This is a genomic window from Prosthecobacter sp. SYSU 5D2 (assembly GCF_039655865.1).
In the GTDB taxonomy this organism is placed as follows: Bacteria; Verrucomicrobiota; Verrucomicrobiia; order Verrucomicrobiales; family Verrucomicrobiaceae; genus Prosthecobacter.
The window spans coordinates 1-22,249 of the sequence record NZ_JBBYXL010000003.1 but is presented as its reverse complement, the minus strand read 5'-3'; the positions used below and the strand labels follow the sequence as shown (position 1 = coordinate 22,249).

Sequence of the window (22,249 nt, the reverse complement as noted above, 5' to 3'; positions counted from 1 at the left end):
ACTGACCTCATGTCGCTGCCAAATGAAGAAGTTCTTCAAAAACGCCTGACCAAGCTCCGCGTTCGCGAGGAAGACTTGCAGGAGGAGTTTGTGCGCGGCAGCGGCCCCGGTGGGCAGAAGATCAACAAAACCTCCTCCACCGTTGTTCTTCGCCATGTCCCCAGCGGTCTGGAAGTCCGCTGCCAGCGCGAGCGATCCCAGGTCATGAACCGCTACTGGGCCCGCATGGAACTCTGCGACCGCCTGGAATCCGCACGGGAAGAAGCCAGGATGGCCCTGCAAAACGAGCGCGAGAAAACCCGCCGTCAAAACCGCCCCCGCCCGCGCGGCTTAAAGAACCGCATACTCAAAACCAAAAAAAATCGCTCTGGCGTAAAAAAGAACCGAGGGAAAGTGAGCGGGGAGGACTGATTCCGGGCTCCAAATTCTTATCCATAAAAAAGGTTCAAACGCTTTCAGTCATTTCTCACCACATTCCTGCAACAGACCTAGCCGATGAAAACCTTCTCACTTCTTCACGTTATTGCCATCCTGGCTTTGTCACCCGCTGCGCATGCCCAAAATGACACCGCGCACCACCGCGCAGTGTATTCCCGCATCAATGACAGTGAGAAGTCCTTCCAGAAGGTGTCAGCCACCTATAAAGACGACCCGCTGGTCTTCTCGCTGACTGGCTGGATGCAGGGAGGTGAGGTCCTCAAGATCATCGCGGTCTCCAACGAAGACGGCGACGGTGTGGAGGAATATTATCTAGAAGATGGAAAGCCGCTCTTCGTGTTCAGCACTTATAAAAAGGACCACCTCAGCAAGTCTCCGAAAATCATCGAAAACCGCCTCTATTTTAAAGACGGTGCCATCTTCAAATGGCTGACCAATGATAAAGATGGCGGGATCCTCCATGCCGAGGATTATGTCTCCGAAGGAGAACGCCTGACATCCAATGCTGCCGCCTTCCTGAAGGCTCTCAAAAACAAAGGTGCAGGGAAGGGGAAGGCAAAAGCCGCCCAGGTGGCAGAAGGAGTTTTTACGGGCATTGAACAGGGTGATTACTTCCACTGGAACATGCGCACGTCATCCGGGGCAGACCTGTCTTTCTTTATCTTGACGCCCGATGCATCGGTCGAAAAGGTTCTCGAAAATCCACAAGCCTTTGCGGGCAAAAAGTGCCGGGTCACGTGGAAAAAATCCATGGAAACCATCCCCGAGGCAGGCGGCAAGACGGAAGTGTCCCAGATCCTCAGTGTCGAGTGGCTGGGCAAAAAGTAGTGTCTCGGTATCATCGCTCAGTCTGCCTGGACCACGGTCCAAAGTGTTTTGTCATCTTTGGTTAGGCGGAGGCCTTGCCCCACATTGGCGGCCAGCAGAGTCTTCCCCAGCGGGGAGACCCAGCTCACATTTTCCGGCTCCAGATCCACCTCGTCCACGCCTGCAATGCGGTACTGAACCACCTGGCCAGCAGCATTGCGCAGCGTCACACGACTGCCGAAGACGATGGCCCCAGAGGAAACCTGTGGCTCCACGACCGTCATGGATTCCAAAGTTTCCCTCAAGTGAGCATGGGCCTCAGGATCCTGGTCCGCCTTGCTGAGCGCCGCAAAGCGCGCTTTCAACTGCTTCGCACCCCTCGCCGTGATCAGATTGAGCGCCCCCGGCGGCAGTCCGGAAACAGATCTCCGGCGCGTGATGCGTTCCGGGATATCAATGTCCTCTTTGACGAATGCGCGGCTCATGGCTGGGGCAGGCTTCCTATAACCATGCATCGCTCCAGCCAATTGGCCTGCGTGTGGCGGAATGGCGCGCCCACCGCTGCCACCTACCTCAGCTCGCGAAAGGTCACATGCAGCGCCTTTTCCAACTGAGGCAGTTTCCACTTCTCCTTTGGGTGGATCAGGCACAGCGACATCCCTTTTTTGCCTGCCCGTGCCGTCCGGCCGCTGCGGTGCGTGTAGTATTCCAACTGGTCCGGAAGCTGGTGATGAATCACAAACGCCAGGTCCGCCACATCAATTCCGCGCGCCGCGACATCCGTGGCCACCAGAAACTGCACCCGCTCCTTTTTAAACGCCCGCATCACCTTGTCCCGCTCCTTCTGCATCAGGTCTCCCTGCAGCACATCCACCGGCAGGCCCAGCGCCGTCAGCTCCCGGCATAGAGTGTTGGCGTCCGCCTTTGTCCGGCAGAAGATCAGTCCCCGGCCCTCTTTCTGGCGCTTGAGGAAGTCGCTGATGTACTCCGTCTTTTCCTCTGGCTTGATGATCACAAACCGGTGGTCAATGTCCCGGTTCACCACATGCCCCTGGTCAATTTGAATCGTGTGTGGATTCGGCGCCATGCAGCCCTTGATTAGCGTGTGGATAGCCTCAGGAAAAGTCGCTGAAAAAAGCCACGTGCTCTGCCGCTGCGTCGTCAGTTTTAGGATCGCCTGCAGCTCCTTTTTGAAGCCCATGCTCAGCATCTCGTCGGCCTCGTCCAGCACCACCTGCTTCACCGTGTCCAGCGACAGCGCCCGCCTCTCGATCATGTCCATGATCCGCCCGGGTGTCCCTACCACGATGTGTGTCGGCCGTTTCAGCGCTTCCACCTGCCGGTCAATGTTGTCCCCGCCCGTGATCACCTCCACAAAGATCCGGTCCTGCACCTGCTTGGTAAATTTAAAAAGCTGCTTGCCGATCTGCTTCGCCAGCTCCCGCGTCGGCGCAATCACCAGGCCCTGCACCTGCGGTTTCTTCGGGTCCATCTTCATCAGCAGCGGTAGGCCAAAAGCCGCCGTCTTGCCTGTCCCCGTCTGCGCCTGCGCCACCAGATCCGCACCCTCTTTTAACAAAAAAGGAATCACCCGCTGCTGAACCTGCGTGGGCGCGACAATCCCCAGTTCTTCCAGTCCACGGATCAGATCCTCACGCACACCAAGCTCTCTAAAGGGTTTTAACATGCCCTGCCATCCGTCAGGATCGGGCCAAATGCCAGCGGAATGCTTTGGCAGGATCTTTCTTCACAAGCGCATTCATTCCAATCACCCCGATTCACTTCAGGCTTCCTTTGCCAGCCGCATTTCCTTATTCTCCAACCTATGAAACGCCAGACCGCCGCCGATTTCCCCCAAGACCTCCTCAATCTGTATGATGATTATGCCCATGGGCGCGTGGACCGGCGCGGCTTCCTGGAGCGCGCCTCACGCTTCGCCGCAGGCGGCCTCACGGCGGCAGCTCTGCTGGATCTGCTCAGCCCCAACTATGCACTGGCCGAGCAGGTGAAAAAGGACGATCCCCGCGTGCAGTCCGCCTTTGCAGATTATGACTCTCCCCAGGGAGCCGGAAAAATGCGCGGGCTTCTGGCCAAACCTGCCAAAGCCACAGACAAGCTCCCCGGTGTGCTCGTCATTCATGAAAATCGCGGTCTCAATCCCTACATTGAAGACGTCACCCGCCGCGTCGCCCTCGCAGGATACCTCGCCTTTGGTCCTGATGCCCTTTTCCCGCTGGGTGGTTATCCAGGCAATGACGACAAAGGCCGCGAGATGCAGGCCAAGCGCGATCCCGCCCAGATGACCGAGGATTTCGTCGCTGCTGCCAAATGGCTGGCCACTCACACCGATTGCAACGGCCAGGTGGGCGTCGTCGGTTTCTGCTACGGCGGCGGCATGGCTAACACACTTGCCGTTAGGCTGCCCGATGTCATCCGCGCTGCCGTGCCCTTCTACGGTCGCCAGCCTGCCGCTGAAGATGTGCCAAAGATCAAGGCCTCCCTTCTCATCCACAACGCCGAGCACGATGCCAAAGTCAACGAAGGCTGGCCCGCCTATGAAGCCGCCCTCAAAAAGGCCGGCGTGCGCTATACCGCCCACATGTATCCCGGTGCCAACCACGGGTTTCATAACGACACCACACCCCGCTATGACGAGGCCGCCGCCAAACTTGCCTGGGACAGGACCATCGCCTTCTTTGATGAAATCCTGAAGGCAGGCTGACCCGGGTGGGCAAAGGGCAGGGGACGGGGGCTGCAAGACCGTGTCGCCTGCCGCGTTATCGGGCCTATCCATGAAACTGCCCTGCCTCCTGCTGTCCCTGTCCCTCGGCTTTCTGACCTCCAATCTCCCCGCCGCCACCCCGGACTATCAGCCGGAGCTCTTCAAAAGCACCAAGCTGGTCTATGAAGACACCTTCGACGGCCCCCTCAATACTGACTTCTGGGAAGTCCGCCAAAGCAGCACCTGGGAGGTCAAGGACGGCATCCTCACCGGCAGCCAGTCCTCGAAGGAGTTCCAGGAAAAAATGATCGCCAAAGGCGACAAAGCCCACGCCGGGTTCAAGCCCGTCATCTGGCTCCATAAGGTCCCGGAAAACTTCGTCTGCACCCTGCGCATGCGTTACAACGCCGAAGCCTACCACCCCAAGTTTCCTCTCCTCGATCTCGGCCACCACGTCCACACCCTGGTCTTCGGCGAAAAGAAGACCACGCTGACGATCAAGAAAAATGTCGAAACCGTCGAGATCGAAGAGCCGTTGCTGCCGCTGAACGAATGGGTGGACATCGCCATCGAACTGAAAAAAGGCACCCTCCTTCTCAGTATCAACGGCAAAAAGCACCTCTTCACCAGCCCCCACATAGACATGGCCGGTCAGCAGCAGATTGACTTCAAAGCCGTGGATTTAGGCACCTGCCAGATTGATCACATCAAGCTGTGGGAAGGGCAATGAGCGAAGCGGTATCTTGGAGTTTCTTGCGTCCTGCGCAACTTCCCTTCGCGTTACCTGTTTCACTCCGCTCCATGAAACTCCCGCTTTTTTTGGCCACCGCCCTCACGTTGTCCGCTCCCATCCTTGCTGCCGACTGGCCCGGCTTTCTCGGCCCCACCGGCGCAGCGGTGGTGAAGGAAGCCTACATTCCGCTCACCTGGTCAGAAAAAGAGAACCTCGCCTGGAAATTCCAGGCTCCCGGACCCGGCTCGTCCAGCCCCATCGTCATCGGAGCAAAGGTCATCTTCACCTGCTGGTCCGGCTATGGGGATAAAGAATCTGCCAAAGACCCCACGAAGCTTCAACGTCACTTGATTTGTCTGAACCTCGCCGATGGCAAAAAGCTCTGGGAGACCGTCGTTCCCTCAGCCGCTAGTGAGGACCCGTTTGAGGGTTTTATCACCGAGCACGGTTATGCCACCCACACCCCTGTCAGTGATGGAGAGCGCATCTATGCCTTTTTTGGCAAAAGCGGTGCCTATGCCTTCGATATGGAGGGTAAGCAGATTTGGCGGACGTCCCTCGGCACCGGCTCCGGCAGTCGCCGTTGGGGATCCGGCGGAAGCCCTATCCTTTACAAGGATACCGTCATCTTCAATGCCACCGATGAAAGCAAAGCCCTCTTTGCCCTGGATAAAAAGACCGGTAAGCAGCTCTGGAAAGCCGGTGGTGACAAAATTGATCTCGCCTATGGCACCCCCTCACTCATGGAATCCGGCGGCCGCACCGACCTTGTCTTCGCCATCGCGGAGGAAGTCTGGGGCCTGAACCCGGACACGGGCAAGATGCGCTGGTTCGCCACGCATAATCTCCCCGGTAACATCTCCCCCTGCCTCATTCAGGACAAAGACCGCTTTTATCTCTATGGCGGTTACCCCACGCAGGGCAGTGCCGCCATCAAGCTCGGTGGCCAGGGTGACGTTACTTCCAGCCACATTCTCTGGACCAGCAAAAGCAGTTCCTATGTCCCCACCCCCATCCTTCACAATGGGCACCTGTATGTCATCAATGACCAGGGATTTGCCCTTTGCATGGAAGCTGCCACTGGTAAGGATGTCTATCGTGAGCGCGCCATCGAATCCGGCGGAGGCCGTGGCCGTGGCAAGCCCTTCTATGCCTCCCCCGTCCTCATTGGCGACCGCCTCTACTGCGTCTCCCGTCGTGGCGGTACTTATGTCATTGCCGCCAAACCCACCTTTGAAAAACTCGCCCACAATGTCATCGCCGGAGATGATACCCAGTTCCACGCCACACCCGCTGTGGTCGGTGACAGGCTCATTCTGCGCAGTGAGCAGGCCGTCTATTGCATCCGTGGCCAGTAGCGCTATCTAGCGGGGAAATCATGTCCACCCCGCTGCCGCCCGATTCCCTTGGCGAGGCCTTCCTCCAGTTCATGGAGGTGGAGCGGCGCTCGTCCCCGCGCACCCTGGAAAACTATGCGCACGCTCTAAACACCTTCCGCGCTGCGCAGAAAAAATTCACCACCTGGGAAGCCCTCACCGCCGACGATTTCCGGAAGTATCTCTTTGGCCAGATGAAGCGCGAGATGGCCCGCGCCACCATCCGCCTGCACTTCTCCGCCCTGCGTTCCTTTTTCAAATGGCTCACCCGCCGCCAAGGGCTGCAACAAAATCCCCTCCTGGATGTCCAGCTTCCCAAGCAGGAAAAAAAACTGCCTGTCGTACTAACCCTCACGCAGATCACCGACATGCTGGATCTGCCCATGAAGCTGGAAAAAGAGCGCGCTGCACCGCTTTGGGCCCGTGAGCGTGATTCAGCCATCCTGGAGCTTTTCTACTCCACCGGCATGCGCCTCAGTGAGCTCGCCAGCATCAATGTCGAGGACGTAGATTCTTACAGCGATACCGTCCGTGTCATTGGCAAGGGCCGCAAAGAGCGCCTGCTCCCCATCGGCACTCCCGCCATGGAGGCCATCCAGCGTTATCGCGTCAAAGCAGGTGTCCACAGCGGCCCCCTCTTCCTCAGCAAGCTGCGCAAACGCATCACCAACCAGGCCATTGCCGATGTCGTGGACAAATACTGGAAAAAGTCCGGCCTGCCCATCCACGTCACCCCGCACAAGCTCCGCCACAGCTTCGCCACACACCTCTTGAATAACGGGGCGGATCTTCGCAGCGTGCAGGAACTGCTCGGTCACGCCAGCCTCAGCACCACCCAGATTTACACTCATGTTTCCACCCAGCGCATGAAGGAGGTGTATAACTCTGCCCACCCCCGTGCGTGATCGCGGTAGCATCTTGTCGCAAACTTACCCTCACTACCCACGTTTCATCCACTCGCCATGACCCTTTTTCCACGCCTCCTCCTTCTGGCTGCCCTGGCCACATCCACCCTCAGCGCCCAGACTAAAGTCAAAAAGCCGGACGCCGTTGACCAGATGGCGGCCAAGCTCACCCCCACTCGCACTGTGGTTTATAAAAGGGCAGGGGATAAGGAGCTTGCCATGCATATCTTCGAGCCTGCCGGTCACAAAGCTACCGACTCCCGCGCCTGCTTCATCACGATCCACGGCGGCGGCTGGACCGGCGGGAATCCGCAGCGCATGTTCCCTTTCGCAGATCATTACACCCAGCAGGGCCTCGTCGGCATCAGTGTTCAGTACCGTCTGAATAACGCAAAGGCAGGTGTCAGCGTCTATGACTGTGTCAAGGATGCCCGCAGTGCCGTTCGTTATGTCCGCGCTCATGCCAAGGAGATGGGCATTGATCCGGAAAAGATCATCGTCAGCGGCGGCTCCGCCGGGGGCCACCTCGCCGCTGCCACCGCCCTGTTTGACAAGGTCAACGAAGACGGAGAAGACCTCAGCATCTCCACCACACCCAATGCCCTTGTGCTTCTGTTTCCTGTGATTGACACTTCCAAGGAAGGCTATGGCCAGGCCAAAATTGGCGACACCTGGCAGGAACTGTCTCCGGTCCATCACGTCCGCTCCGGCCTGCCGCCCACCATCACCTTCCACGGCACCGGCGATACCGTGACCCCTTTCATCGGCGCCAAAAACTTCCACGAGGCCATGCTCAAAGCCGGTAACAAAAGTGAGCTCGTCATCCACGAAGGCGGCGTCCACGGCTACCTTATGAGCGACCAGAAACTCTTCGATGAAACCCTCGCCCGTAGCGATGCTTTCCTGTCTTCCCTGAACCTGCTGAAGTAATCTTGTGTCATGAAAGTCTGGCTGCTCCTTTCCCTCACCATCCTGGGTGTTCTCTCTCTGTCTGCCGCAGAGGAGCCCACCCTCATGACAAAGCGTGGAAAGCTCCTCGTCACCCAGGACTTTTCCGCCCCCTTAAAGCCTTTTGATGGCATCTCCAAAGGCTTCGCCAGCGGCTTCTCCGGTTGGCGCTGGAATGCTGTCCCCCGTGGCGGCAAGTGGGCGGTCGAGGACGGTGTATTCACCGGTCGCGAAACTCCGGAGGTCCAGCATCCTGCCACGGCCTCTTACGGATTCCTTTTCAAAGACGTCATCATCCAATGCCAGGTGCGCATGAACAACGTGCCGATGAATGGCCGCAAAAGCCGCAGCATCAGCATCCGCACCGTGGATGCCAAAGACTACGTCTGCAGCATCCATCTCAATGAAACCGGTTTCCGTATCAGCAAGGATGACAACGACCACGGCGGGCCTGATAAATCCGTCCCGCTAGGCGCTCTCAAAACGCCCCTCAAGCTTGACGAATGGCATACCGTCGTTTTTGAAATCCTTGGAGATGAGATGGTCGGCACCGTCAATGGCCAAAGCCTCACCGGCAGTCATCCTCTTATCGCCACGGACAAGCACAGCCTCATGTTCGTCATGGCCACCGAAGGCAGCGTACGGAATCTCCAGGTTTGGCAAGCACAGCCAAATCCAGACTGGGCTAAAAACAAAGCTGCCCTCATTCAGCCTGCCACAGCCGCTCCCTGATTTGGTTTGTGACGTTGCATCTGGACCCATCTCGGGGCTTGATTAAAAGAATGCCTGTTTGTACGGCTAAAGCGATGGTCCGTGCCGATGTAAAGATGTGGCTAAGCGACATCCCTGGCGGGTCTTTTCGGTTGGCCATGTGAAATGCCGCCCGTAGCAAAAAGGTATCCGCATTTGCGATATGCCAGGGTTCTCTGAGGAGGCCCGTCTTCTGGCTCCGCGCGGTGTGAACTCAGAATCCAAAATATGAGCACCCCTCCAGCGAAACTTCCCCCCACCGCCCGCAGGCGCATGCGTCGCCGCATCGCCATGATCTCCACCCACGGTTACGTCGCCGCCCAGCCTCCGCTCGGCGCACCCGATACCGGCGGCCAGGTCGTCTTTGTCATCGAGCTCTCCAAGCAGCTAGCCCGCTTAGGCTACAAAGTGGACATCTGGACCCGCCGTTTTGACAACCAGCCTGAGACTGAGATGGTGGATGAAAACGTCACCATCCTCCGTGTCCCCTGCGGCAGCAACGAGTTCATCCCGAAGGAGCAGCTTTATAAAAACATCCCCGAGTGGGTCGAAAATGCCCTCCGGTTGATCAAAAAACAGAACCTCTCTTATTACTTCATCAACAGTCATTACTGGGATGCCGGCCTCGCCGGACAGTCCCTTTCCAATGCGCTTAACATCCCTCACCTGCACACCCCGCACTCCCTCGGCTCCTGGAAAAAGAGCCAGATGGAAGACGCCGCCCCGGAGGATACGGAAAAGCTCGAAGATCAGTTTAATTTCACCGCTCGTGTCCGTCATGAGCAGCGCCTCTTCCAGGAGTGTGACATGGTCATCGCCACCACCCCGCCGCAGTCGGACCTCATCGCTTCAGACTACGGAGTCGCCCCGGCCAAGATCCGCATGATCCCCCCCGGCTACGATGACAACCGCTTCTTCCCGGTCAGTGAGGCCAGCCGTCAGGGCATACGAACTGAAATGAATTATCATGGGCCTGTCATCGCCTCCATCGGCCGCCTCGCCCGTAACAAAGGGTTCGACCTCCTCATCCGCGCCTTCGCCATCGTCGCCACCCGCATCCCGGAGGCCAAGCTCCGCCTCGCCGTCAGCATGCAGTCCTCAGATCCTGGGGATTCCCGCATGCTCGAAGAGCTGCAAGAGCTTGTTGTGGAGCACAACCTCCAGAATAAAGTCCTCATCACCGATTCCCTCCCGGATGAACAGATGGCCGATTATTATCGCGCCGCCGATGTCTTTGCCCTGTCCAGCCGCTATGAGCCTTTTGGCATGACCGCCATTGAGGCCCTCGCCTCCGGTACCCCCACTGTCGTCACTACTCGCGGTGGCCTGTATCGTGCTCTGGATTTCGGTGTCCATGCTCTCTACACCGATACCGAAGATATTGAGGAATTCGGCATCTGCCTTCTCCAGGCTCTCAAATATCAGCGTCTTCGCAACCGCATCAGCCAGCAGGGCAGTCTTCGCGTGCGTGCCCTCTTTGCCTGGAGCGGCATCGCGCAGCAACTCCTCCGTGCCGTCGAAGACCGTCTCCACACCGGCGTGGATGCCGCCGAAACCCCCGACGTGAGTTCTATCTGGCGCCAAAGCGTGGATATTTGATCAAATTCCAGTCATTCGAAATTCGTCATTAGTTTTCGTTCCCTCATTCCTCCATGAGCCCCAATCTCAAGCTCCTCTGCTCCGACCTTGATGGCACCCTCCTCGGCAAACCGGACTCCACCATGCTTTTCAAGCAGGTCTGGGAAACCATGCCTGAAGACCGACGCCCCACCCTCGTTTATAACACCGGACGCCTCCTCCAGGACGCCCTCCGCACCATCCAACGTTCGGATCTCCCCACCCCTCAGTACCTTATCTGCGGTGTCGGCACCATGATCTATGACATGCACCGCCGCGCCGTCATGCGCGAGTTCGCCGAGATCATGAGCGAAAACTGGGACCGTGCCCGGGCTGAGCAAGTCGTCCTCAGCATGACCAGTGCCGTCAAACAGCCCAGCCAGTATCAAAATGCCTTCAAATCAAGCTGGTATCTCCATCAGGCCACGCCTGAGCAGATCACCGCCCTCGAAAGCGCACTTTCCGAGGCCGGACTCGAAACCATGGTCGTGTATTCCAGCAGCCGCGATCTCGACGTCCTTCCCAAATACGCTAACAAAGGCAATGCGCTGGAATGGCTACTCAAGCACCTCCAGATCCCCAGCTACGAAGCCCTCGTTGCTGGAGACTCGGGTAATGATAGCGCCATGTTCCAGATCCCCGGCGTCCGGGGCATCGTGGTGGAAAACTCGCAGCCTGAGCTGGTGGAGGCCACGCTCGGACTTCCCTGCTACCGTGCCCAAAGTATCTGCGCAGATGGTGTCCTGGAGGGTCTCCTTCACTACGGCATCGTTCCTTCCGTTTGCAGTCTTGAAGCCGCCGAAGATCCCCGGGAAAAACACTTCGAGCCGGAGATGCGTCAGATCCTCAATGAGGCCTCACCTGAGGCCCTTACCCCGGAGGACCGCGCCTATCTCCAGCTCGCCCAGCGCAAAGCCGTGGAGGCTCTCAAAAAGAACATCACCCCTCTGGGTTTCTCCGCCTGTTCGCTGGAAGACAACGAGACCCGCGGCACCGATGCCAACTACCGCAGCGTCTGGGCCCGCGACGGTGCGATCACCGTCATTGCCTCCCTCAGCCTGGATGACGTTGCCATCCGCGACTGTCAGCGCGAGACCCTCCGCACTCTTCTCAGTCACGCCTCCCCTCATGGTCAGATCCCGGCCAATGTACGCATTGAAGACGGCGTACCAGATTACTCCGGCGTCGGCGGCATCTGCTCCATTGATGGCGGCCTCTGGGTCATCATCGCCGCGTATGAATACTTCCGCGTCACCAAAGAGACCTCCTTCATTCGCGAGCATCTCCCCGCCCTCCAGAAGGCCATGGACTGGCTCACTGCGCATGATTCCAATTACGATGCCCTGATTGAAATTCCCGAAGCGGGCGACTGGACGGATCTCTTTGGGCGCTCGTATAACGTCCTCGTTGACCAGGTCATATGGTACCGCGCCAACATCGCCTTTGGCCGCCTGCTTGAAGCGCTTGGCCAGGGCAAACGCGCCGGTGAATACCTCCGCTGGTCGCAGAGTATCAAGATGGCCATCCTCCAGCGTTTCTGGCCCACCACCGCCCTCAGTCCCAACAGCACCCGGACCTTTGCGGACATGCAGTTCAGCCTTGGCGATACCGCTTACCTCCTCGCCCAGGTCACCCCCTTTGACTTCAACTGGCGCTGCGATGTCTATGGCAACCTCCTCGCCTTCCTCTTCAACGTTTTGGATGTCGAGCGCGCACGCCATTCCTTCCGTTTCATGTGGGGTGTCGGGGTTAATGAACCTTTCCCCGTCACCAATCTCTACCCTGTGGTGGCCCCCGGCGATCCCGACTGGAAGCCCTACTACGCCGTCAATTTGCTCAACCTCCCCCACCATTACCACAACGGCGGCATCTGGCCCTTCATCGGTGCAAAGTGGGTGCAATACATCACCCGTCTCGGCATGCGCCCCCTGGCCCTCCAGGAGCTTCTCAAGCTCGCCCGCATCAACCAGCGCGGTGTCCAGGCCGAGTGGGAATTCAACGAATGGGCCCACGCCCGCACCGGCAACCCCATGGGCAAAGCCTACCAGGCCTGGTCCGCCGCCGAATTCATCCTCGCCTGCCACGAAGTTGGCCTCGACGAAGCCTGACTAAAAGTACTGCGGGCACTCCTGCCCGCGATTCTTCGAAGGTTACCTGCCCCCGTGTTCCTGTCAGGCCAAAGAGGGCGCTTCCATCTGCTCCCGTAGCTTAACAGGCCCTAGCTCTGCAGGCAGGAGTGCCCGCATCATTTTAAAGGACCGCAAGCACTCCGGCACGCCTTCATTTCATCGCGGTGCAGCCGCCTAATCAATATTCCCGAATCGAAATATTCCGAAACTGGATCAAACTCGATGCTGGTGAAAGCTCCCCGGTCGTCGCGTTCTTGCCACCGTGATGCTGCAAGCCCAGCTTCCCTTGGGCAGGAACACCGGGCAACTGCGCCTGGTCAATCACCGTCTGTCCGTTCAGCACGACCGTCAGCCGGTCGCCCTTCATCGTGATCTCAAAGGTGTTCCACTCACCGACCGGCTTGTCCGCCCTCACCTTCGGCGTCACCCCCGCACGCACTTCTGGTGGCATCGTCTTGTCCATCCGGTAGCCATACACTTCCCCTGAACCGATCGGCCAGCACCAGATGTTAATCTGCGATTTGCCCACCCCGCGCAGGTAGATGCCGGAGTCCGCATTTGGCGTCGGGATTTTGATCTCCTTGCCCTCATCATCCAGCTTGTGCGTCCCATCCGGCAGCACCACCGGCATCGGATAAAGCCCCGTCGTCTCCTTCAGCCGCCAGTCAATCTTCAGCGTGAAGTCCCCATACTCCTTCACCGTCCAGAGGTTCTTGTCCTTCGCCGGTGCTTCGCTGCAAGCATCATAGTCAATCACACCGTCCAACACCTTCCAGTGACCATTGTCACCCTCCGGCACCGTCCAGTGCGTCAGGTCCTTCCCGTTGAACAAGGAAACAAAACCCTCATCCGCCGCATTGGCGCTGAAAATGAGAGAGGCGAGAAGCAGGGGCAGGATGGTTTTCATGACAGTCACTGACATGTAAACGAATCCAACGCTCCTTTTCCAGCAGCCAAAAACTTACATTCCTCCCACAATCTGCAGTAGCTCCACCTGGAAGATCAAATCGCTGTTTGCAGGAATCTTGCCGCCCACCGCCTGACTGCCGTAGGCCAGCTGAGAAGGGATGTAAAGCTGCCACTTATCACCCGGCTTCATGAGCTTGAGCGCCTCCGTCCAGCCGGCGATCACCTGGCCCACTCCAAACGTCGCAGGTTGCCCCCGTTCCATGGAACTGTCGAACACCGTGCCATTCGTGAGCGTGCCGTGGTAGTGAACCATCACGGAGTCAAAGAAAGTGGGTGAGCGCCCCCCAGCAGGTCCAGACTTCAGCACCCGGTATTGCAGCCCGCTCGCCGTCGTCACCACGCCAGAGGCAGACACCATCGGTTTGGTGCTCTCAGCCGCCACATCCGCCACACGTTCCGCTGGCTGCGGGAGGGGCTTGGTAGCGGCCTCTTTCTCAGGAGCCGTCTGGCAGCCTGAGGTGCAAAGCAAGAGAGCGGAAGACAAGAAAAGGGAAAGAGACTTCATGGAGTGAAAGGGCGGAGACTGATGCTCCTGAGTATGTCCAGAAAAGAGGGGGGAGAGCCAGGACTTTTTCATTGCCATTGCCGATCTTGGTCAGGTGCATGTTTCCATGACTTGACTCAAGCCATGTCTCACTCTCAGGTATGAGCAGTGTCGCTTCCTGTTCCAGCTTACCTGGCCAACCATGAACTTGTCCTTCAGGCCTTCGGCCGCTGGCCAATGTTCCATGATGCTTATCTGCTCTCATTTGCGCTGACCAACGGGGTGTTTGAATGTGAGATCCACGGCTGGAACATGACTCGAGAGGTTGATGAACAAGGGTATTTCAAATGTGACCGGAATCATCGCGTCACCTTCCGGTTTTTCGGCGTTCTTGAAGCAGACCTCAGCGGATTGGAAGCGTGCGAGAGAGTCTGCGGAACGAATATTCTCTTTGAGCTTTTTTTCACGCCTACAGATCAGTGCACGCCCGGCAATGCCTTTGAAGTCCGGTTTGACTCCGCCATCGGAGGCGAATTCGCCGGTTGGATCCGCGCAAGCAGAGGGGTGGTCGTCAGCGTTCGGCCCTGCGATGCGAAAGGAAATCTGCCGGGAGACAGGGACGCGGGTGCTGGACTGGACGATCTCAAATAACAGGCAGAGATCCCGGCTTCTCCTGGCAGTTCACCAGGTTCTTCCGTTACGCACTTATGGACGAAACGAAATTTTCCAGGTATTAATTGTCATTGATACGTGCCCTGGCGCGTATTGGTGAAGCCACGGCTCATCGCCTTCTGTCCATCCATTACTCGACTCCCCTTATGTCAGACGAAGCCAAATCCTGCCCTGTTGACCACTCCGCTGTAGCCGCGCCATCCAAGTGCCCCTTTCATCATGCTCCTAGCACCGGCACTTCCAACCGAGACTGGTGGCCGAAGCTGCTCAAGATTGACCTTCTGAACCAGCATTCCTCCAAGTCCAATCCCATGGACGGTGACTTCAACTACGCTGAGGAATTCAAGAGCCTCGATCTCGCCGCCCTGAAGCAGGACCTGGCCGCGCTCATGACTGATTCGCAGGACTGGTGGCCCGCTGACTTCGGCCATTACGGCCCTTTGTTCATCCGCATGGCCTGGCACAGTGCGGGCACCTACCGGACAGGCGATGGCCGTGGCGGCGGTGGTCGTGGTCAGCAGCGTTTCGCCCCGCTCAATAGCTGGCCGGACAACGTCAGCCTGGACAAGGCGCGCCGCCTTCTCTGGCCCATCAAGCAGAAGTATGGCCGCAAAATTTCCTGGGCCGATTTGATGATCCTCACCGGCAATGTTGCGCTGGAAACCATGGGATTCAAAACCTTCGGCTTCGCCGGTGGTCGCGAGGACACCTGGGAGCCAGATCATGATGTCTATTGGGGCCGTGAGACCACCTGGCTGGGCGGTGACAAACGTTATGCCCATGGTTCCGAAGGTGTCCCCAAGGACGGCGGCGTCGTCGTGTCCGATGACAACGCGGACGGCGACGTTCACTCCCGCAATCTGGAAAACCCTCTCGCCGCCGTGCAGATGGGCCTCATCTACGTGAACCCCGAAGGCCCGGACGGTAATCCTGATCCGCTCAAGTCCGCCTTCGACATCCGCGATACCTTCGGCCGCATGGCCATGAACGATGAAGAAACCGTCGCGCTCATCGCAGGCGGTCACACCTTCGGCAAGACTCACGGTGCCGCCCCCGCTTCTCATGTCGGCGATGAGCCGGAAGCCGCAGGCCTCGCCGAGCAGGGCTTTGGCTGGAAAAACAGCTTCGGCACCGGTAAAGGTGCCGATACCATCACCAGCGGTCTGGAAGTCACCTGGACCACGACTCCCACCAAGTGGAGCAACAATTACTTTGAGAACCTTTTTGGCTACGAGTGGGAGCTCACCAAAAGCCCCGCCGGTGCCCAGCAGTGGCGGCCTAAAGACGGGGCAGGGGAGGGCACCGTCCCTCACGCCCACGATGCCTCCAAGCGCATCGCACCGAACATGCTCACCACCGACATCGCCCTCCGCGTGGATCCCGAGTATGAAAAAATCTCCCGCCGCTTCCTGGAGAATCCGGACCAGTTCGCCGATGCCTTCGCCCGCGCCTGGTTTAAGCTCACCCATCGCGACATGGGTCCGCGTGACCGCTACCTCGGCCCTGAAGTGCCAGAGGAAATCCTCCTCTGGCAGGACCCCATCCCCGCTGTGGATCATCCGCTGATCAATGCCCAGGATGTCGCCTCCCTCAAAGGCCAGATCCTTGCCTCTGGTCTCACCGTTTCTGAACTGGTCAGCACCGCCTGGGCCTCCGCATCCACTTTCCGCGGTTCCGACAAACGCGGTGGTGCCAATGGTGCCCGCATCCGCCTCGCCCCGCAGAAAGATTGGGAGGCCAACCAGCCTGCCCAGCTCACCAAGGTGCTTGAAAAGCTGGAAAGCATCCAGACCTTGTTCAACCGCGCCCAGACCGGTGGCAAAAAAGTCTCCCTGGCTGACCTTATCGTCCTCGGCGGCTGCGCCGGGGTCGAGCAGGCCGCCAGGAACGCGGGTCATGAAGTCACCGTGCCCTTCACCCCCGGCCGCATGGATGCCACCCAGGACCAGACCGATGTCGAATCCTTCGGACACCTCGAGCCTCTCGCCGATGGCTTCCGCAACTACCAGCGCACCAAATACAGTGTCTCCGCCGAGGAGCTGCTTATTGATAAAGCCCAGCTCCTCACCCTCACCGCCCCGGAAATGACCGTCCTCATCGGCGGTATGCGCGTCTTGAAAACCAACGTCGGTTCTGGTCAGTCAGGCGTCTTCACGGACAAGCCTGAAGTGCTGACCAACGACTTCTTCGTCAACCTGCTCGACATGGCCACCGAGTGGAAACCACTCTCCAAAGACGACGATGCCTTTGAAGGCCGCGACCGCAAAACCGGAGCCCTCAAATGGACCGCCACCCGCGTGGACCTCGTCTTTGGCTCCAATGCCGTGCTTCGCGCTCTCGCCGAAGTTTATGCCACCTCCGATTCCCAGTCCAAGTTCATCCACGACTTCGTCGCCGCCTGGAACAAAGTCATGAACCTGGACCGCTACGACCTCGCCTGATTGGCGGATAATCTGACACAAACCTCCCGGAGACTCACCCCGTATTCGACAAGTCGCGAATACGGGGTGACGCCATAGCGGCCCGCCATGTCCCAGCGCGGGAACGAGGGGTTAAAGAAGCAGCGCGGCCTCAAGGTTTCGACGGCCCGCTGGAGCTGCCTACCTCCGGCGTCTCCCGATGAAAAAGCCCGCTCCCAGCAGCACCAGCATCATACCGGAAGGCTCCGGCACCGGCGCAAAGTGGCTGTCGAGAATCGCATTGCCCACCGCTGCTCCAGACGCTGCCGCATCGGTATGGCCGGTGCCATAGCTCACGCCACCCCAGATTTGGCTCTGGCCTGCCTCCTCTGCCGCTTCGCTGAAGGAATCAAAGAACCGCGTGATGTCATTGCCATCCACATTCACCATCAGGCTGAAGGCCACCTCATCACCAAAGAACGACGCCAGAACTTCCGCAGCGGCCGCACTTAGCGCGCTTTGCTCAGAGAAATACGCCGGGGAGTTCAACTGCTCCAGAAGCGCCGTCCAGGTTTCATCTCCGAGCGTCAGCCCGTTTCCGTCCGCCTCGCCATTCACGATGGCCAGCAGCGGGCTCCAGAAGTCCACATCATACTTCGTCTCCCAGGCTACAATCGCCGCATCCGCCATGGCCACATTCAGGGCTGCATACAGCCGCGCGGTATCCTGCAGGCCCAGCCCTTCACTGGCCGCCACCGTCTGGGCGATCTGGTTCCACATCCCCGCCGTGCCATTGGACCCTGCGGTGCCGGACCAAAAGTAGGCCGCGCTGAGCTGGTCTGGCGTGCGTGTCCCGCTCGTCCCGGAGCCTAGCTCCTTCACCTGGTTGTAGTCCGCCGCATACTGTGCCGACTGGATGTAGGTCTCAATCGTCGCCGGCAGGCTGCCCGTATATCCAGCCAGGCCGCTGATGCCAAAAGTCGTCACATTGCGCCAGCCCGGCACCGCAGGCTCTCCCGGGCCTGGCGGCTGCCAGTAGCCCACCGATCCTACTTCCGTATAAAGTCCCGGATCCGCCGCATTGCTGGCCCCGTCATTGGAGCGCCAGTTGAGGATGTCATTCGCCACGACCGTCCCAAAGTTAATGCCGTCCAGCTTCGACTGGCTGTCGGCGATGCCTGAGAGCTGCGCCGAATAGAGCGTCGCAAAGTCTCCCGTCAGGCTGGGGTAAAGCCCCTGCAAAAGCGTAAAAGCAGCCGATGCCGCCGCCGCATCCAGTGACGCCCCCGCGGCTGCCGATGAAGACGGCCCCGTGTAAGTGCCACTGGTGAAAACATGGTGATCTCCCGCGATGCCCTCCACGGCATTGTAAATTGCCGTATGCAGCATCGCCAGACTGCGCGCCGCCTCCGGCCCCAGATCGGACTCAGCCTGGATCGCACCCAGCACCTGGCTGTTCCAGTCACCGATCAAATCCGCCCTCGCCCCGGAGCTAAGACACAGCATTCCCATCGCCACCAGTGAGCCCCGGCGGAGGAATCGTGTCAGCAGCTTGTTCATAAAGGTGTATAATTTTGCCTTCATAACCACTTTATTTCAAGAGCAAACTATAATTTTCATAAACTTAACCGATCCTTTCTGAAATACGCTTTGACGAAACCGCGCCCGGTCCCGTATATCCTCTTCTGTTACGACAGGGGCGTCCCACCGCAGGGGCTGAGATCTCGCCAGCGCGAGAAACCCTCCGAACCTGATTGCGGGTCATGCCGCCGAAGGGAGTCGCTCGGAGGAATCTCAGTGCTTGGCCAGGAAGCCCACGTCCCCCTTTTCTCCTTCTTCAACAACTGCCAACAATCGCCAACCACGGCCAACGCTTGCGCAGCAAGCCCAAACTGCCCTTGACCCTCCCCCTCCTCTCATGATCGCCACCAAAGACTCTTTCGAAGCCCACTCCAGCGAGCAGCTCCCCGCCTCCTCCCGCGTCTATGTCCAGGGCAGCCTGCACCCGGATGTAAAAGTCCCCATGCGCGAGATCAAATTGAGCCCCACCAAGAGCTTCAACGGCAAGATCGAGGAAAACGCCCCCGTCCGTGTCTATGACACCTCCGGCCCCTGGGGCGACCCGGACTACCAGGGCACCGTCGAGACCGGCCTCCCCGCCCTTCGCAAATCCTGGATCGAAGGCCGCGGCGACGTCGCCCCCTATGAAGGCCGCGCCGTCGAGCCCCGCGACAACGGCTACCTTACCGAAAACCACGCCGAATACGCCGCTGCCAAGCGCGAAGGCCTCCTTAGTCCCCTGAAGGCCCCCATCAATGCCCAGCGCCAGCCGCTGAAGGCCAGCAAGGGCCACCCAGTCACCCAGCTCTGGTATGCCAAGCAGGGCATCATCACCCCGGAGATGGAGTTCATCGCCATCCGGGAGAACATGCGCCGGGCCAACATTGCCGACCACAGCCAGGACATCCTCCGCGCCGATCTGGACAAGCAGCACGCCGGCTCCACCCAGATCCAGAACGAATACACCCCCGGCATCTTCAAGCGCTTCCCCCAGCGTATTCCAGACGAGATCACTCCAGAGTTCGTCCGCAGCGAAGTCGCCGCAGGCCGCGCCATCATCCCGGCCAACATCAATCACCCCGAGCTTGAGCCCATGATCATCGGGCGCAACTTCCTCGTCAAAATCAATGCCAACATCGGCAACAGCGCCGTCGCTTCCTCCATCGAGGAAGAGGTCGAAAAAATGCGCTGGGCCACCAAGTGGGGCGGCGATACCGTCATGGACCTCTCCACCGGCAAAAACATTCACGCCACCCGCGAGTGGATCCTGCGGAACTCTCCCGTGCCCATCGGCACTGTGCCCATTTACCAGGCCCTGGAAAAAGTGAACGGCAAGGCCGAAGACCTCACCTGGGAGCTCTTCCGTGATACCCTCATCGAGCAGGCCGAGCAGGGCGTGGATTACTTCACCATCCACGCCGGCGTCCTCCTCCGTTTCGTCCCCATGACCGCCTCCCGCATGACCGGCATCGTCAGCCGCGGCGGCTCCATCATGGCCAAGTGGTGCCTCGCCCACCACAAGGAAAGCTTCCTCTACACCCATTGGGATGACATCTGCGACATCATGGCCGCCTACGACGTCTCCTTCTCCATTGGCGACGGCCTCCGCCCCGGCTCCATCGCCGATGCCAACGACAAAGCCCAGTTCGGCGAACTCGAAGTCCAGGGCGAGCTCACCAAGCGCGCCTGGGCCAAAGGCGTCCAGGTCATGAACGAAGGCCCCGGCCACGTCCCCATGCATATGATCGAGGAAAACATGGCCAAGCAGCTCGAGTGGTGCCACGAAGCCCCCTTCTACACCCTCGGGCCTCTCACCACCGACATCGCCCCCGGTTACGACCACATCACCAGCGGCATCGGTGCCGCCATGATCGGCTGGTACGGCTGCGCCATGCTCTGCTACGTCACGCCCAAGGAGCACCTCGGCCTGCCTAACAAAGAAGACGTCAAAACCGGCGTCATCACCTACAAACTCGCCGCCCACGCCGCCGACCTCGCCAAAGGCCACCCCGGCGCCCAATACCGCGACAACGCCCTCTCCAAAGCAAGATTCGAGTTCCGCTGGGAAGACCAGTTCAACCTGTCCCTCGACCCCGTCACCGCCAGAGAATACCACGACGAAACCCTCCCCCAGGACGGAGCCAAATCCGCCCACTTCTGCTCCATGTGCGGCCCCCACTTCTGCTCCATGAAAATTACGGAGGACGTCCGCAAATACGCCGCCGAACTCCAAATCTCCGAAGACGAAGCGCTGGCCAAAGGCATGGCCGAAAAATCCAAGGAGTTTGTGGAATCCGGTGCCGAGGTCTATCAGCCTGCGTGATCCATGAAAAAGCCGTCCGGCTCCAAAAAAGCGACCACCCCGGTTAAAACCAAACCGGACGGCCTCACTCCCCTTCTCACCGAGGTCCGGCAGCTCATCCAGAGTGCACGGCGCGGTGTGTCCACCGTCGTGGACACCTTCCAGGTGATGACCAACTTCGAAATCGGCCGCCGCATTGTCGAGCACGAGCAAAAAGGAGCGAAGCGCGGCGTATGGCACTGAGTTGCTGAAGGAGCTGTCCGCTAGGCTCACGGAGGAGTTCGGGAGAGGGTTCTCAGCCGTGAATCTGTCTCACATGAGGCGGTTCTTTCTCACTTGGCAGGACCGTACTCAGATTTTTCAGACAGTGTCTGAAAAATTGGGCAGTCCCGAGATTCTTCAGACACTGTCTGAAAAATCCGAACCGTCCGAGATTTCCCAGACAGTGTCTGGGAAATTACTACCCGCTCCAATTTGCCAGACACGGTCTGGGAAATCTCCATTCACCCTCAGTTGGTCGCACTACGTCGTGCTCATGACCATCAAAGATCCGGACGAACGCAGCTTTTACGAAATTGAATCCCGGCAGGCGGACTGGGATGTTCGCGAACTCAAACGCCAAAAAGCCTCCTGCCTCTACGAGCGCCTCGCCCTCAGCCGGGACAAGGCAGGCATCCGCAAGCTCGCCAAAGAAGGCCAGGTCATTGTCAGGCCGGAGGATTTGCTGAAGGAGCCGCTCGTACTCGAGTTCCTCGGACTGGATGAAAAAGCCAGCTACTCCGAGAGCGACCTCGAGCAGGCCATCATCAATCGTCTGGAGCACTTCCTCCTCGAACTCGGCAAAGGCTTCCTCTTTGAGGCCCGCCAGAAGCGCTTCACCTTTGATGAGGACCACTACTTTGTGGACCTCGTCTTCTACAACCGTCTTCTCCGCTGCTACGTCATCATTGATCTCAAGCTGGACAAGCTCTCGCATCAGGACCTCGGCCAGATGCAAATGTATGTGAACTACTACGACCGCGAGGTGAAGCTCCCCGACGAAAACCCCACCATCGGCCTCCTGCTCTGCAAATCCGCCAAAAAGACCGTCGTCGAGCTTACCCTGCCGAAAGACACCAACATCCACGCCAAAGAGTATCAGCTCTACCTGCCCTCCAAGGAACTGCTGAAGCAGAAGCTCGACGAGTGGAGTGCCGCTGCCTCCCGCTGAGCCTCAGCTTGTCCACAGATCGAATGACAAGCACCCGGCCGCATCCCAAAGCCCAACGGGCTATCGTATCACAGCGAAGGGTTAGCGCGAGTCAATCGAGGGCAACCCTGGGCCCGCCTTCTCTCCATCTGAGGTGCGCTAAAATCCTGGACCACAAAATAAGGGACAAGCACTATGAGAACCGTGATCCGCAAACGATACAGCAATGATTTCAGAGAGCAGGCAGTG

The 22,249-nt window shown here is 58.8% G+C and carries 18 protein-coding genes, 1 pseudogene and 1 riboswitch; of the genes and pseudogenes, 14 read left to right on the top strand and 5 right to left on the bottom strand.

The genetic code is table 11. The features are described 5' to 3' along the window. Positions 1–9 precede the first annotated feature (9 nt). Both WJU23_RS05015 and WJU23_RS05010 read left to right on the top strand, forming a co-directional pair. Positions 10–411, top strand: coding sequence for a peptide chain release factor-like protein (locus tag WJU23_RS05015; RefSeq protein ID WP_346331448.1), 402 nt, complete (start codon positions 10–12; stop codon positions 409–411). Positions 412–495: 84 nt separating this feature from the next. After that, positions 496–1,266 carry a hypothetical protein gene (locus WJU23_RS05010; RefSeq protein WP_346331447.1) on the top strand — a complete coding sequence of 257 codons (771 nt, stop codon included), beginning with the start codon at positions 496–498 and terminating at the stop codon, positions 1,264–1,266. Between the two features lie 17 nt (positions 1,267–1,283). Here WJU23_RS05010 and WJU23_RS05005 read toward each other — a convergent pair whose 3' ends face one another. Then, positions 1,284–1,730 (bottom strand): GreA/GreB family elongation factor, encoded by a 447-nt coding sequence (locus WJU23_RS05005; protein ID WP_346331446.1) that lies wholly within the window; start codon positions 1,728–1,730, stop codon positions 1,284–1,286. 83 nt (positions 1,731–1,813) lie between these two features. Next, entirely contained in the window at positions 1,814–2,932 is a 1,119-nt protein-coding gene (locus WJU23_RS05000; protein WP_346331445.1) for a DEAD/DEAH box helicase, read from the bottom strand. Between the two features lie 138 nt (positions 2,933–3,070). Here WJU23_RS05000 and WJU23_RS04995 point away from each other — a divergent pair, with 138 nt between their 5' ends. The 8 genes from WJU23_RS04995 to WJU23_RS04960 all read left to right on the top strand — a co-directional run bounded on the left by WJU23_RS04995 (position 3,071) and on the right by WJU23_RS04960 (position 12,404). Beyond that, on the top strand, positions 3,071–3,967 hold the full coding sequence (locus WJU23_RS04995; RefSeq protein ID WP_346331444.1) for a dienelactone hydrolase family protein: 897 nt from the start codon (positions 3,071–3,073) through the stop codon (positions 3,965–3,967). Positions 3,968–4,037: 70 nt separating this feature from the next. Continuing rightward, the gene (locus WJU23_RS04990; protein ID WP_346331443.1) at positions 4,038–4,697 is read left to right on the top strand and encodes a hypothetical protein; all 660 of its coding nucleotides are present in this window, start codon (positions 4,038–4,040) and stop codon (positions 4,695–4,697) included. A 71-nt stretch (positions 4,698–4,768) separates the two neighbouring features. Beyond that, positions 4,769–6,058 (top strand): PQQ-binding-like beta-propeller repeat protein, encoded by a 1,290-nt coding sequence (locus WJU23_RS04985; protein ID WP_346331442.1) that lies wholly within the window; start codon positions 4,769–4,771, stop codon positions 6,056–6,058. 20 nt (positions 6,059–6,078) lie between these two features. Next, positions 6,079–6,981, top strand: a complete 903-nt coding sequence (xerA, locus tag WJU23_RS04980; protein WP_346331441.1) for a site-specific tyrosine recombinase/integron integrase — start codon at positions 6,079–6,081, stop codon at positions 6,979–6,981. Positions 6,982–7,038: 57 nt separating this feature from the next. Beyond that, entirely contained in the window at positions 7,039–7,911 is an 873-nt protein-coding gene (locus WJU23_RS04975) for an alpha/beta hydrolase (protein WP_346331440.1), read from the top strand. Between the two features lie 9 nt (positions 7,912–7,920). After that, positions 7,921–8,661 (top strand): hypothetical protein, encoded by a 741-nt coding sequence (locus WJU23_RS04970; protein WP_346331439.1) that lies wholly within the window; start codon positions 7,921–7,923, stop codon positions 8,659–8,661. Positions 8,662–8,952: 291 nt separating this feature from the next. Next, positions 8,953–10,278 carry a glycosyltransferase gene (locus tag WJU23_RS04965; protein WP_346331438.1) on the top strand — a complete coding sequence of 442 codons (1,326 nt, stop codon included), beginning with the start codon at positions 8,953–8,955 and terminating at the stop codon, positions 10,276–10,278. Between the two features lie 53 nt (positions 10,279–10,331). Continuing rightward, a complete protein-coding gene (locus WJU23_RS04960; protein ID WP_346331437.1) occupies positions 10,332–12,404 on the top strand; it encodes an HAD-IIB family hydrolase in 2,073 nt (690 codons plus the stop codon). A gap of 199 nt (positions 12,405–12,603) precedes the next feature. Here the strand turns inward: WJU23_RS04960 and WJU23_RS04955 are convergent, their stop codons facing one another. Together WJU23_RS04955 and WJU23_RS04950 are read right to left on the bottom strand one after the other, a co-directional pair. After that, positions 12,604–13,332: a DUF1080 domain-containing protein gene (locus WJU23_RS04955; RefSeq protein WP_346331436.1), complete on the bottom strand. Its 729-nt coding sequence runs from the start codon at positions 13,330–13,332 to the stop codon at positions 12,604–12,606. Between the two features lie 54 nt (positions 13,333–13,386). Further along, entirely contained in the window at positions 13,387–13,899 is a 513-nt protein-coding gene (locus WJU23_RS04950) for an FKBP-type peptidyl-prolyl cis-trans isomerase (RefSeq protein WP_346331435.1), read from the bottom strand. Positions 13,900–14,046: 147 nt separating this feature from the next. Between WJU23_RS04950 and WJU23_RS04945 the strand changes: the two genes are divergently transcribed. Both WJU23_RS04945 and katG read left to right on the top strand, forming a co-directional pair. Continuing rightward, positions 14,047–14,529 (top strand): hypothetical protein, encoded by a 483-nt coding sequence (locus tag WJU23_RS04945; RefSeq protein WP_346331434.1) that lies wholly within the window; start codon positions 14,047–14,049, stop codon positions 14,527–14,529. Between the two features lie 167 nt (positions 14,530–14,696). Further along, on the top strand, positions 14,697–16,991 hold the full coding sequence (gene katG / locus WJU23_RS04940) for a catalase/peroxidase HPI (RefSeq protein ID WP_346331433.1): 2,295 nt from the start codon (positions 14,697–14,699) through the stop codon (positions 16,989–16,991). A gap of 159 nt (positions 16,992–17,150) precedes the next feature. Here katG and WJU23_RS04935 read toward each other — a convergent pair whose 3' ends face one another. Then, entirely contained in the window at positions 17,151–18,533 is a 1,383-nt protein-coding gene (locus tag WJU23_RS04935; protein WP_346331432.1) for a PEP-CTERM sorting domain-containing protein, read from the bottom strand. Positions 18,534–18,634: 101 nt separating this feature from the next. Beyond that, positions 18,635–18,744: riboswitch (TPP riboswitch) on the top strand. A 123-nt stretch (positions 18,745–18,867) separates the two neighbouring features. Here WJU23_RS04935 and thiC point away from each other — a divergent pair. Both thiC and WJU23_RS04925 read left to right on the top strand, forming a co-directional pair. Further along, the gene (gene thiC / locus WJU23_RS04930) at positions 18,868–20,832 is read left to right on the top strand and encodes a phosphomethylpyrimidine synthase ThiC (protein WP_346331431.1); all 1,965 of its coding nucleotides are present in this window, start codon (positions 18,868–18,870) and stop codon (positions 20,830–20,832) included. Positions 20,833–20,835: 3 nt separating this feature from the next. Next, positions 20,836–22,021, top strand: a pseudogene (locus WJU23_RS04925) (PDDEXK nuclease domain-containing protein). Positions 22,022–22,249: the final 228 nt, after the last annotated feature.

Bases quoted from the DNA above. Each gene is read 5' to 3' on its own strand.
- WJU23_RS04985 (WP_346331442.1), top strand. From the start codon at position 4,769: ATGAAACTCCCGCTTTTTTTGGCCACCGCCCTCACGTTGTCCGCTCCC.
- katG (WP_346331433.1), top strand. From the start codon at position 14,697: ATGTCAGACGAAGCCAAATCCTGCCCTGTTGACCACTCCGCTGTAGCC.
- thiC (WP_346331431.1), top strand. From the start codon at position 18,868: ATGATCGCCACCAAAGACTCTTTCGAAGCCCACTCCAGCGAGCAGCTC.
- WJU23_RS04990 (WP_346331443.1), top strand. From the start codon at position 4,038: ATGAAACTGCCCTGCCTCCTGCTGTCCCTGTCCCTCGGCTTTCTGACC.
- WJU23_RS04965 (WP_346331438.1), top strand. From the start codon at position 8,953: ATGCGTCGCCGCATCGCCATGATCTCCACCCACGGTTACGTCGCCGCC.
- WJU23_RS04975 (WP_346331440.1), top strand. From the start codon at position 7,039: ATGACCCTTTTTCCACGCCTCCTCCTTCTGGCTGCCCTGGCCACATCC.
- WJU23_RS04935 (WP_346331432.1), bottom strand. From the start codon at position 18,533: ATGAAGGCAAAATTATACACCTTTATGAACAAGCTGCTGACACGATTC.
- WJU23_RS05000 (WP_346331445.1), bottom strand. From the start codon at position 2,932: ATGTTAAAACCCTTTAGAGAGCTTGGTGTGCGTGAGGATCTGATCCGT.
- WJU23_RS04955 (WP_346331436.1), bottom strand. From the start codon at position 13,332: ATGAAAACCATCCTGCCCCTGCTTCTCGCCTCTCTCATTTTCAGCGCC.
- WJU23_RS05015 (WP_346331448.1), top strand. From the start codon at position 10: ATGTCGCTGCCAAATGAAGAAGTTCTTCAAAAACGCCTGACCAAGCTC.
- WJU23_RS05010 (WP_346331447.1), top strand. From the start codon at position 496: ATGAAAACCTTCTCACTTCTTCACGTTATTGCCATCCTGGCTTTGTCA.
- WJU23_RS04970 (WP_346331439.1), top strand. From the start codon at position 7,921: ATGAAAGTCTGGCTGCTCCTTTCCCTCACCATCCTGGGTGTTCTCTCT.
- xerA (WP_346331441.1), top strand. From the start codon at position 6,079: ATGTCCACCCCGCTGCCGCCCGATTCCCTTGGCGAGGCCTTCCTCCAG.
- WJU23_RS04950 (WP_346331435.1), bottom strand. From the start codon at position 13,899: ATGAAGTCTCTTTCCCTTTTCTTGTCTTCCGCTCTCTTGCTTTGCACC.
- WJU23_RS04995 (WP_346331444.1), top strand. From the start codon at position 3,071: ATGAAACGCCAGACCGCCGCCGATTTCCCCCAAGACCTCCTCAATCTG.
- WJU23_RS04960 (WP_346331437.1), top strand. From the start codon at position 10,332: ATGAGCCCCAATCTCAAGCTCCTCTGCTCCGACCTTGATGGCACCCTC.
- WJU23_RS05005 (WP_346331446.1), bottom strand. From the start codon at position 1,730: ATGAGCCGCGCATTCGTCAAAGAGGACATTGATATCCCGGAACGCATC.